Here is an 11,549-nt window from a genome sequence, read left to right as displayed (position 1 = left end):
TTTTCTCTGCCGGTCAGCGCTGAAAAACCTCTCCAACCCTGCCCACTGCTGCCCCTCAACCCTTGTCGCCGCTGCGTTTGCAGAGCGCTTTGTGTTGCGAGGGAGCGAATATTAGGCCTGATCCTCATGCTTTGCAACACGTATGTCATGAACACGTGCTGTGAATGCTTTTAAAAAGCTACCAAACCCTTGATCGCAAAGGAAAATCGGGCTGAAAATTAATTTTCAGCCCGACAAATGCCCCCGCATGCTCCTCGGGTATTTCCCAATCAAGTTTTACTGATGCTTGAAATTGGGTGCACGTTTCTCCACAAATGCGGCCATGCCTTCCTTCTGGTCTTCGGTAGCAAAGGTCGAGTGGAAGAGTCGTCGCTCGAAATGCACCCCTTCATTCAGAGTCGTCTCATAGGCAGCGTTGACCGACTCCTTGATCATCATGACCACGGGCAGCGAGTAGCCCGCAATGGTCTCGGCCGCGGCAAGGGCTTCGTCGACCAGCTTGTCAGCCGGTACCACGCGTGACACCAGGCCGGCGCGTTCGGCTTCCGCCGCATCCATCATGCGAGCGGTCAGGCACAGGTCCATGGCCTTGGCTTTCGATACGGCGCGCGGCAGGCGCTGGGTGCCGCCTGCGCCAGGCATCGTGCCGAGCTTGACCTCGGGCTGGCCGAACTTGGCGCTGTCCGCCGCAATGACGATATCGCACATCATCGCCAGTTCGCAGCCGCCGCCCAGCGCGTAGCCAGCAACCGCCGCGATCACCGGCTTGCGGATCCGGCGGATGGTCTCCCAGTTCCGGGTGATGTAGTCGCCCTTATAGACATCCATATAGGAGTACTTCGCCATCATGGAGATGTCGGCACCGGCCGCAAAAGCGCGCTCGCTTCCGGTAATCACGATGCAACCGATCGCCTCATCCTGGTCGAAGGCCACCAGCGCGGCGCCCAGCTCATCCATCAGCGCGTCATTGAGTGCGTTCAGGGCCTTGGGCCGATTGAGGGTCACCAGCCCAACCCGGCCGCGCGTCTCAACCATGATGTTCTCGTACGACATGTCTTCTCCTTGCGATGAATGGGTTCTGTCTCGTAGTCAGCGGATCGATACTCGCCCGCCTTCGTGACAGCGGTCAAGGCACCGTACCGCCAGGCAGGCGGCCATGCCAAAAACCGATCCACCCCAAGCCAATCCATATCGAAGTACGCCTATGCGTCGAGCGAATTGGGCGCGCTCATTCCGGCACCACTCCGGCGGCGCGGATGATCTTGCCCCACTTGGCAACTTCCGCATGCTGGAACGCCGTAAATGCGGCCGAGGTCTTGCCCTCGGGCTCCACGCCCAGCGTGCGCAGCCGTTGCTGCACGGCCGGCGTTGCCACGACGGCGGCAATTTCGCTACCCAGCCGGTCGACGATCGGCTTGGGTGTGCCGGCCGGCGCGAAGATGCCCTGCCACGACTGCATTTCGAAACCCTTGAGCCCCTGGTCGGCCAGCGGACGCACGCCAGGCAGACCCGGCAGCGCGTGGGTCGACGTCACGCCGATGGCGCGCACGCGCTTGCCGTCGAGCATCGGCTTGGCGGCCGCCACGGTTTCGAACACCAGGTCGATCTGGCCGCCAATCAGGTCAGTCATTGCGGATGCGCCGCCCTTGTACGAAATCTGCTGCAGTTGCGTACCGGTGATGCTCTGGAACAACTGGCCCGACAGTTGCTGCGAGCTACCCGGCCCAGCGGTGCCGAACGTCAGGCCATTCGGCTTGGCCTTGAGTGCCGCAACGATCTGATCGACCGACTGATACTTGCTGTCATTGGCCACTACCAGCACGTTGCTGACCGTGCCGACCAGGTTGACGGGCACGAAGTCCTTGACCGGGTCATAGCCCAGCTTCTTGTAGAAGAACGGATTGACCGCGTGCGTGGTGATGGTTCCGCCCATGATCGTGTAGCCATCGGGTTCGGCACGCGCCACGGCCTGGCTGCCGAGAATGCCCGACACGCCCGGCTTGTTCTCGATGACAACGGGCTGGCCAAGACGCTGTGACAAGCCTTCGGCCACGATCCGCGCGGTGGCATCGGAGACCCCGCCCGGCGAAAACGGCACCACATACTTGATAGGCTTGCTGGGCCAGGTATCGGCCGCCGCGGAAAACGCCAGCGAAAGTCCGGCAAGCACGACACCGGCGCGCATGGCGCACCGAAGCACTGATTTCATGGTTTGTCTCCAGTTCAATTCTTATGGTGAGCCGGCGCTGGCGTCAGTAGCGCAGCCCTGCGGACGATGCATCCGCTGACGTCTCGCGCCCTGCTTGCGCGGCCTGCCGGAAAGCCTGTGTGATCAGGCTGGTGGCCACGGTAGCGAAATAGCGCGCGCCGAACTGACCGTATTCGCGTTCGTCTTCAGGTGTCAGCGCGATGATGCCGGCGCACTTGCCAGCGCCGTGCACCGCACGCAGCGCCTGTTCGATCGCGGCGGCAACGGCCGGCGCTTTCCAGTTGTTGCCGTAGCCCATTGCGTGGGCCAGGTCGTTGGGTCCCACGAACACCGCGTCCACGCCATCCACCGCAGCAATGGCGGCCGCGTTGGCCACCCCCAGCGGGGTCTCGATCATTGCGATCAGGGCCACGCCCTGGTTGCTGCGCGTGGTATGCGCAGCGCCCGGAAACGCGCCATAGCCCGCGGCGCGGCCGCTGAACGCGCTGCCCCGCCGCCCCACGCCGGGATAACGCACACGCTGGACCAACTCGCGCGCATCGTCGGCCGTCTCGATCATCGGCACTTGCACGCCGCTGGCGCCCATGTCCAGCACGCGCGGAATGTCTTCGAGGAAGCAGCGCACCACGGGCACGATCCCGCTCGCGCGCGCCGCACGCAGCATGTGCTCGGTGGTTTCAAAATCCGCCGCGCCGTGTTCGTTGTCGATGATGACGAACGTGAATCCCGCGTACGCGCACATCTCGACGATGGCAGGGCTGGGCAGCGCGGTGAAGATGCCACGCAGGGGCTCGCCGCTGCGCAGCAGGTCCGGCAGGCGATTGTCGATGGGATGCTGGATGGTCATGTGTCTCGCGGATTTTTCGTCGGCCCGACACCTTGGCGGTCAGGTGAAGACATTCTGGTTACCAGCGAGTTATATTTCCAATACTACTTTTATATCGAATTTATACAGATCCTGTATATGTATAGCCCACTCGAACTGCGTGTACTGTCGTCGTTCCTGGTATTGGCCGACGAACTCAATTTCACGCGCGCCGCACGGCGCCTGAACATGACCCAGCCGCCCTTGAGCCTGCAGATCAAGCAGCTCGAGGCCCAGGTTGGCGCGCAACTGTTCGAGCGCACCAAGCGCAGCGTGCGCCTGACGCCGGCGGGCCAGGTGCTGCGCGCCGAGGCCGAGAAACTGTTCGATATCGAGCATCGCGCGCGGCAGATGGTCGGCCAGGCTGGCCGCGGCGAGGATGTGGGTCATCTCGGCATCGGCCTGACCGCGATCTCGGCCGTGGAACTGGTGCCGGACATGCTCCGGCGCTTTTCGGCGCGCCTGCCCGGCGTCCTCTATTCGCTGCGCGAAACCAGCTCGGAAGCGATGATCCAGTCGCTGCTGCGCAATGAGCTCGATGTGGCGATCCTGCGTCCGCCAGTCACCGATCCGCGACTGCAGGCCCGGCGGCTGATGTCCGAACCCTATGTGCTGGCCGTGCCGGAACACCATCCCCTGGCAACACGCCCGAAGGTTCAGGCGCGCGACCTGCATGGCGAAAGCCTGGCCACGCTGGAGCGGCGCTTCGGCCAATACACGCACGACCTGATGATGACGTGGCTGGCCGAGCACAATGTGGTGCCGGCCCGCATGCACGACGGCGCCCGCCATCATGCGGTGATGTCGCTGGTGGCTGCCGGTATCGCCGTGGCGCTGGTCCCGGCTTCGGCCGCGGCACAGCCGGTCAAGGGCGTGGTCTTTCGCCGGCTGGCCGACCGCGATGTTCCCGCGCTGGAACTATGGGTAGCCTTCCACAAGGAAATCGGCAACCCGATGACGCTGCCGTTCGTGGAACAGGCGCTGGAAAGCTCGGCGAGCTACAAGGTCGATGCGGCCTGCTTTGCAACCGCGGGATAGGCGCGCGACGGGTATTGCGCCCTGCCACCATCCCGACTAATATTGCCCGACCGACTGGTCGGTTAATTTAAAGCTCCGCACGCACTCTTCTATCTACAATGGCCGTGCGACCTATCCACCGACCCAGAGAGAAACATATGGCGCAGGAGACAACCATGCCCCCAACCCCGGCGCACGCCCATGCACGCGCCAGTCTCGAATCCGGCCCCATCCTGCTGCGCTGGCAAGGCGACGTGGCCGTGGTTACGCTCAACCGTCCCGACAAGCTCAACAGCTTTACGCGCGACATGCACCGCGCACTGGTCCAGGCGCTGGATCACGTGGAAAGTGGCGGTGCCCGCGCCTTGCTGCTGACTGGTGCGGGTCGTGGCTTCTGCGCCGGCCAGGACCTGGCTGATCTCGATTTCACACCGGGCAACGCCACCGATCTCGGCGAACTGATCGATACCTGGTTCAACCCGCTGGTACGCCGCCTGCAAGCCCTGCCGCTGCCGGTGATCGCGGCGGTCAATGGCACGGCCGCAGGTGCCGGCGCCAACCTGGCGCTGGCCTGCGACATGGTGCTGGCAGCGAAGTCGGCGAGTTTTATCCAGGCATTCGTCAAGATTGGCCTGGTGCCCGATTCCGGCGGCACATGGCTGCTTCCCAAGCGGCTTGGCATGGCGCGCGCGATGGGTCTGGCGATGACGGGCGACAAGCTCAGCGCGGAGGAGGCCGAGAAATGGGGCCTGATCTGGGAAGCCATGGACGATCCGCTGCTGCCTGAACAGGCCATGGCGCTGGCCACGCATCTGGCGGCACAGCCCACGCGCGCATTGGCGGCCATCAAGCAGTCCATGCACGCCAGCGCCACGAACACCTTCGGTGCACAGCTCGATCTTGAACGCGACCTGCAACGCCGGCTCGGCAATTCGCACGACTACACCGAGGGCGTGAACGCCTTTCTCGAAAAGCGCGCGCCCCGCTTTACCGGCGCCTGATTGCCGTTCCCCGCGAAGGAGACCCGCTTGACCCAAGATCCCCAGGCACTGGCCGAGGCCACCGCCAAGGCCATGTACGAAACCGATGCCTGCAGCCGCTGGCTGGGCATGGTCATCGAAGAGACGCGCCCCGGTTATGCGCGCTTGTCGATGCCGGTACGCCCCGAATTCCTGAATGGCCATGCGATCTGCCATGGTGGCCTGATGTTCACGCTGGCGGACTCGGCCTTTGCGTTCGCCTGCAACAGCCACAATATCAATACCGTGGCAGCAGGCTGCACTATCGAATTCCTGCGCCCCGTGCATGGTGGCGATGTGCTGACCGCCGAGGCCGTGGAACAGATCCTGTCGGGCCGCCACGGCGTCTATGACATCAAGGTGACCAATCGTGCCGGCGAACCCGTGGCCATGTTTCGCGGCAAGTCGGCCCAGATCAAGGGGCATGTGATTCCAGCCACCGAGGCCTGACGCCAGACGCCCGACGCAATGCCGTACCCTGCGCCAACGTAGCGCAACCGTTCCCGAACGTGGAGACATACATGAGTACGCGCCTCACCGATCTGCCCCTGGAGCCGATCGAGACCGCCAGCCGGCAGGCCCTCCAGGCCCTGCAGCTCGAACGCCTGCAGTGGTCGCTGCGCCATGCCTACGACAACTCGCCGGTCTACCGCCGCAAGTTCGACGAGGCCGGTGTGCATCCCGACCAGATCAAGTCACTGGCCGACCTGGCGCGCTTTCCGTTCACGACCAAGCAGGACCTGCGCGACAACTATCCGTTTGGCATGTTCGCCGTGCCGCAGGACCGCATCGCGCGCGTGCATGCGTCTTCGGGCACCACCGGCAAGCCCACCGTGGTCGGCTATACGCTGCGCGACATCGATACCTGGGCCACGGTCATGGCGCGCTCGATCCGGGCCTCGGGCGCGCGGCACGGCGACAAGGTCCACATCAGCTATGGCTACGGACTCTTCACGGGCGGCCTTGGCGCGCACTACGGCGTGGAGAAAGCCGGCCTGACCGCGATACCGTTCGGTGGCGGGCAAACCGAGCGGCAGGTCCAGCTGATCCAGGACTTCCGCCCCGAGATCATCATGGTGACGCCCAGCTATATGCTGGCCATTGCCGACGAGCTCGAACGGCAGGGCATCGACCCGGCCTCGACATCGCTGCGCATCGGCATCTTCGGCGCCGAACCTTGGACGCCGGAAATGCGATTGGCCATCGAAAAGCGCATGGCAATCTCGGCGGTCGACATCTATGGGCTATCGGAGGTAATGGGCCCGGGCGTGGCCAACGAGTGCGCCGAAACCAAGGACGGCCCGACCATCTGGGAAGACCACTTCTACCCGGAGATCATCGATCCCGATACTGGCGAGGTACTGCCTGACGGCCAATTCGGCGAGCTCGTCTTCACGTCGCTGACCAAGGAAGCAATGCCCGTGGTGCGTTATCGCACGCGCGACCTCACGCGCCTGTTGCCGGGCACCGCGCGCGCCGCCTTCCGTCGCATGGAAAAGATCACTGGCCGCACCGACGACATGATGATCGTGCGTGGCGTGAACGTGTTTCCGTCACAGATCGAGGAACTGATCCTGAAGCATGGCGAGCTGGCGCCGCACTATCAATGCGTGCTGAACAAGGAAGGACCGCTCGACACGCTGACCGTGCGCGTCGAATGCGCGCATGGCGCCGATCCATCGATCGCCGGCCGGGCGCAAGCGCTGCTCGCGCAAGACATCAAGTCCTACATCGGTGTCTCGGCAGGTATCGAGATCCTGCCCGAAGGGGGCGTTGAACGATCGGTAGGCAAGGCGCGCCGCATCGTCGACAACCGGCCGCGCTAGCACTACGACGCCTGCGCCAGCCGACGTGAATGGCGCGGGTTTTCATCGCGCTTGTACCCCAGCCGCCTGGCCAGCTTGTGCAGGTTGCTGGCGTCCACGCCAAGCTGGCGGGCGGCCTGCGCCCAATTGCCGTGCTGCGCCAGCAGCGCCTGTTCGATGCAACGGCGCTGGCATGAATCGACGGCATCCCGTAGCGTTGGCGCCGCAGCCGTTGCCACATCCACCACCGCGGGCTCGCAAGGCAGGTCGCCGGGCGTGACCAGCCCGTCCAGATCAATCAGGTCGGCAAACAAGTCGGCAAACAGGTCGGCATCGAGCGTCACGATGTCATTGCGGCTGGCGCCACGGCTCACGAGCTTCAGTGCCGCACGGCTGATCACGTGTTCGAGTTCGCGCACATTGCCCGGCCACGGATAGCGGCGCAATGCGTCCTGCGCCGCAGCGGACAACCGCAAGCTACGCAAGCCCAGCCGCGCACGATTCAGTTCGAGGAAATGACCGGCCAGCAGCAACACATCGTTGTCGCGCTCACGCAAAGGCGGAATCGGAATCGGATAGACGGACAGACGGTGATACAGATCGGCCCGGAACGATCCGTCACGCACGTGTTCGCGCAGACGCCGATTGGTAGCGGCGATCACGCGCACATCGACGCGACGCGGGCGATCCGAGCCCAGCCGCTGGATCTCGCCGTTCTGCAGCGTGCGCAAGAGCTTCGCCTGGATCGACAGCGGCAGCTCACCCACTTCATCGAGGAACAGCGTGCCGCCATCGGCAGCCTCGAAACGCCCGGGCCGCTCGCCGGTAGCGCCCGAGAACGCGCCGCGTGCATGACCGAATAATTCGCTTTCGGCCAGCGATTCCGGCAACGCCGCGCAGTTCACATGGATCAATGGCCGGTTACGTCGGCGCGACAACCGATGCAACCGATGTGCGAACAACTCCTTGCCCACGCCGGTTTCGCCGAGCAGCAATACCGGAAGGTCTGAATCGGCAACCACGCGCAGTTCGTGCAGCAGATGGCCAATGGCTTCGCTCTGGCCGATGATTTCGCCTTCGTCACGCCCCCCGTCGCCAGCAGGCTCGTCGATGCGCCCCTGGCGTAGCGCGCGGATCTCGGCCTCCAGCCGTGACACGCGGATCGCGGATTCGATAACCGGCGTCAGCCGCTGCAATGCATCCTGCGCGGCCTCGGTGAACGTGCCCACCTGCAGCGCGTCGAGCGTCAGTACTCCCCAGGACTTGCCTTCCATCTCCAGGCTGATGCCCATGCAATCGTGCACCGGCAGCGGCTCGCCCACATGCGCGTCGATCAGCCCGTCATAGGGGTCCGGCAACGCGCTGTCGTGATGGAAACAGGTAACGCCACGCCGCGCCAGAATGGCCGCCAGACGTGGATGCAAACCAACCGCGAAGCGGCGCCCCAGCGCGTCGCGTACCAGCCCATCCACAGCCACCGGGCGCAGATGGTCTTCCTCAAGGTGCAGCAACGCCACGGCGCCGCAACGGAAATGCGCGCGCAGGCTGCCCACCAGCCGCTGCATGCGTACCGCTTGCGGCAGATCCGCGCTTAGGTCGGCCAACAGTAGGTTGGCCAAAAGAAGTTCGGCAATCATGGTCAAAAACACCCTCGTGCGGTTGGATTCACCATGGCCGGCGGCGGTTCAAATCACCCTGCCGAAAGGTAAATCATTGAATCTTTAAAGATTTCTGTCAGGCACAAGAATCGCACAGGAAACGCATGCATTTATTGAGAAGGAGCAAATCATGAGCATGCAAAACCAGTTGCCTACTGACGAACTGATCAGTTTTATCCTGACGCGCTTCCACGAACGCCATCGCGAACAGTTGCCCGAACTGATCCGGCTGGCACGGCGCGTGGAAGAAGTGCACGGTGATCGTCCCGAGTGCCCGGCCGGGCTGGCCGATCACCTGAATGTCATGTTCCAGGAACTGCTGAGCCATATGCAGAAGGAAGAGCAAGTGCTGTTCCCGATGCTGGCACGCGGCATGGGCGCAATGGCGGCCGCACCGATCACGGTGATGCGCATGGAGCACGACGACCATGGCGTGGCGTTGCAACGTCTATCCGATCTCACACACGATCTCGCGCTGCCGCAATCGGCCTGCAACACGTGGCGCACGCTCTACCTGGGCCTGCGCACGTTCCGCGATGACCTCAGGGAACACATCCAGTTGGAAAACGACGTGCTGTTCGAGAACGCCGTGCGCCCCACCGCGCGCACCCACTGACCCCACTGTCTGCTGAGCCACCATCATGGGCCCCTACAAGAAACTATGGTTCACATTGATCGCCGTGCTGGCGATCACGTTCTCACTGCTTGGCTACTACGGTTCCGAGGTCTACCGACAGCAGCCGCCAATTCCGGCAAAGGTCGTTACCACCGACGGCACCACGCTCTTCACATCCGAAGACATCCTCGACGGACAGACCGCATGGCAGTCCGTCGGCGGCATGCAGCTTGGCTCGATCTGGGGTCACGGTGCCTATCAGGCGCCGGACTGGACCGCTGACTGGCTGCATCGCGAACTGACCGCGTGGCTGGACCTCGCCGCGCACGAGCAGCATGGCAAGGATTTCACCGCGCTCGATTCCGGCGAGCAAGCCGCACTGCGCGCGCATCTGAAGGACGAATATCGCGGCAACCACACCGATGCGGCTGCCAACGTGCTGACAGTATCGCCACGGCGTGCCAGGGCTATCGAGATCACGGCCGACTATTACCGGCGCCTGTTCTCCGATGCCCCTGAACTGCATAAGAGCCGCGAGAATTTCGCGATGAAGGAGAACACGCTGCCCTCGTTCGAACGGCGTACGCAGCTCACGCATTTCTTCTTCTGGACCGCCTGGGCGGCCGCCACGGAGCGGCCCGGATACCTTGCCACCTACACCAACAACTGGCCGCATGAACCGCTGATCGGCAACCATCCCACCGCGGAAAACGTGGTCTGGTCGATTGCCAGCGTGGTGGTATTGCTGGCAGGCGTGGGCCTGCTGATCTGGGCGTGGGCATTCCTGCGCGGCAAGGAAGAACCTCTGCCGCCCGCACCGGCGCGCGACCCGTTGTCGACGTTCGCGCTCACGCCATCGCAGCGTGCGCTTGGCAAGTACCTGTTCCTGGTGGTGGCGCTGTTCGCGTTCCAGGTGCTGATCGGCGGTTTCACCGCGCACTACACGGTTGAAGGACAGAAGTTCTACGGCATCGATTTATCGCAGTGGTTCCCGTACGCACTGGTGCGCACTTGGCATATCCAGAGCGCCCTGTTCTGGATCGCCACGGGCTTCCTGGCCGCCGGCCTGTTCCTGGCACCGCTGATCCACGGTGGCAAGGACCCGAAGTATCAGAAGCTTGGTGTCGATGTCCTGTTCTGGGCGCTGGTGGTGGTCGTGGTCGGGTCCTTCGCGGGCAACTACCTGGCCATTGCGCAGAAGATGCCGCCACACCTGAACTTCTGGCTCGGCCACCAGGGTTATGAATATGTCGACCTGGGGCGCCTGTGGCAAATCGGCAAGTTCGCCGGCATCGTGATCTGGCTGGTGCTGATGATGCGCGGCATTGCTCCGGCGCTGCGCGCACGCGGTGCCGGTGACAAGAACCTGCTGGCACTGCTGACATCGTCGGTGGTGGCCATCGGCCTGTTCTACGGCGCGGGCCTGTTCTATGGCGAACGCACCAGCCTGACCGTGATGGAGTACTGGCGCTGGTGGGTGGTGCACCTGTGGGTGGAAGGCTTCTTCGAAGTATTTGCCACTACGGCGCTCGCCTTCATCTTCTCCACCTTGGGACTGGTGTCACGACCCATGGCCACCGCCGCCAGCCTGGCATCCGCGTCGCTGTTCATGCTCGGCGGTATTCCGGGAACGTTCCACCACCTGTACTTCGCCGGCACCACCACGCCCGTGATGGCCATTGGCGCCACGTTCTCCGCGCTGGAGGTCATGCCGCTGATCGTGCTCGGCCATGAAGCCTGGGAGAACTGGCGTCTGAAGACCCGCGCACCATGGATGGCCAATTTGCGCTGGCCGCTGATGTGCTTTACCGCCGTCGCGTTCTGGAACATGCTCGGCGCCGGGGTATTCGGCTTCATGATCAATCCACCGATCTCGCTCTACTACGTACAAGGCCTCAACACCACCCCGGTTCATGCGCATGCCGCGCTGTTCGGCGTCTATGGCTTCCTGGCGCTGGGCTTTACGCTGCTGGTGCTGCGCTATGTTCGTCCCGCCCATGCGTTGAATCCGCGCCTGATGTCGATCGCGTTCTGGGGACTCAATGGTGGCCTGGTGCTGATGATCGGTACGAGCCTGCTGCCGGTGGGCATCATCCAGGCGCTGGCCAGTATCAGCGAAGGCCTCTGGTATGCCCGCAGCGAAGCGTTCGTGCAGCAACCGCTGCTGCAGACGCTGCGCTGGGTACGCACGTTCGGCGACATTGTTTTCCTGGTAGGCGCGCTGACGTTTGCATGGCAGGTGGTGCTGGGACTGTTCACGCGTGGTCCGGCAAGGGAGGTTCGGGAGGGTCGTGCGGCAATGCCCTCTTGATTCACCGCTGCCTGGCTCCCCTCTCCCGCAGCGCGGGAGAGGGGTTGGG

Annotated in this window: 9 protein-coding genes and 1 pseudogene; 6 read left to right on the top strand and 4 right to left on the bottom strand. The window is 63.6% G+C overall.

Features of this window, described 5'->3' with window-relative positions; translation table 11 throughout:
- Positions 1-276: 276 nt before the first annotated feature.
- The 3 genes from ACO550_RS33625 to ACO550_RS33615 form a co-directional block, all read right to left on the bottom strand.
- Positions 277-1,053 (bottom strand): enoyl-CoA hydratase, encoded by a 777-nt coding sequence (locus ACO550_RS33625; RefSeq protein WP_315598825.1) that lies wholly within the window; start codon positions 1,051-1,053, stop codon positions 277-279.
- A gap of 175 nt (positions 1,054-1,228) precedes the next feature.
- Positions 1,229-2,209 carry a tripartite tricarboxylate transporter substrate-binding protein gene (locus ACO550_RS33620; protein ID WP_315598824.1) on the bottom strand — a complete coding sequence of 327 codons (981 nt, stop codon included), beginning with the start codon at positions 2,207-2,209 and terminating at the stop codon, positions 1,229-1,231.
- Positions 2,210-2,252: 43 nt separating this feature from the next.
- Positions 2,253-3,056 carry an HpcH/HpaI aldolase family protein gene (locus ACO550_RS33615; RefSeq protein WP_315598823.1) on the bottom strand — a complete coding sequence of 268 codons (804 nt, stop codon included), beginning with the start codon at positions 3,054-3,056 and terminating at the stop codon, positions 2,253-2,255.
- 117 nt (positions 3,057-3,173) lie between these two features.
- On the opposite strand from ACO550_RS33615, the gene ACO550_RS33610 reads away from it, so the two are divergent.
- The 4 genes from ACO550_RS33610 (at position 3,174) to paaK (ending at position 6,936) form a co-directional block, all read left to right on the top strand.
- Positions 3,174-4,112 carry a LysR substrate-binding domain-containing protein gene (locus ACO550_RS33610; protein WP_315598822.1) on the top strand — a complete coding sequence of 313 codons (939 nt, stop codon included), beginning with the start codon at positions 3,174-3,176 and terminating at the stop codon, positions 4,110-4,112.
- Positions 4,113-4,249: 137 nt separating this feature from the next.
- The gene (gene paaG, locus ACO550_RS33605; RefSeq protein WP_315598821.1) at positions 4,250-5,092 is read left to right on the top strand and encodes a 2-(1,2-epoxy-1,2-dihydrophenyl)acetyl-CoA isomerase PaaG; all 843 of its coding nucleotides are present in this window, start codon (positions 4,250-4,252) and stop codon (positions 5,090-5,092) included.
- Positions 5,093-5,119: 27 nt separating this feature from the next.
- Entirely contained in the window at positions 5,120-5,560 is a 441-nt protein-coding gene (gene paaI, locus ACO550_RS33600) for a hydroxyphenylacetyl-CoA thioesterase PaaI (RefSeq protein ID WP_315598820.1), read from the top strand.
- 71 nt (positions 5,561-5,631) lie between these two features.
- Positions 5,632-6,936: a phenylacetate--CoA ligase PaaK gene (paaK, locus tag ACO550_RS33595; RefSeq protein ID WP_315598819.1), complete on the top strand. Its 1,305-nt coding sequence runs from the start codon at positions 5,632-5,634 to the stop codon at positions 6,934-6,936.
- Between the two features lie 2 nt (positions 6,937-6,938).
- On the opposite strand, the gene norR is transcribed toward paaK, so the two are convergent.
- Positions 6,939-8,552, bottom strand: coding sequence for a nitric oxide reductase transcriptional regulator NorR (gene norR, locus ACO550_RS33590; protein WP_315598818.1), 1,614 nt, complete (start codon positions 8,550-8,552; stop codon positions 6,939-6,941).
- 181 nt (positions 8,553-8,733) lie between these two features.
- Here norR and ACO550_RS33585 point away from each other — a divergent pair.
- Together ACO550_RS33585 and ACO550_RS33580 are read left to right on the top strand one after the other, a co-directional pair.
- A pseudogene (locus tag ACO550_RS33585) lies at positions 8,734-9,189 on the top strand (hemerythrin domain-containing protein); the annotation flags it as partial.
- Positions 9,190-9,214: 25 nt separating this feature from the next.
- On the top strand, positions 9,215-11,500 hold the full coding sequence (locus ACO550_RS33580; RefSeq protein ID WP_315596855.1) for a cbb3-type cytochrome c oxidase subunit I: 2,286 nt from the start codon (positions 9,215-9,217) through the stop codon (positions 11,498-11,500).
- Positions 11,501-11,549 lie beyond the last annotated feature (49 nt).

The organism is Cupriavidus sp. (genome assembly GCF_057315035.1).
This window is presented reverse-complemented; position numbering and strand designations above follow the sequence as displayed.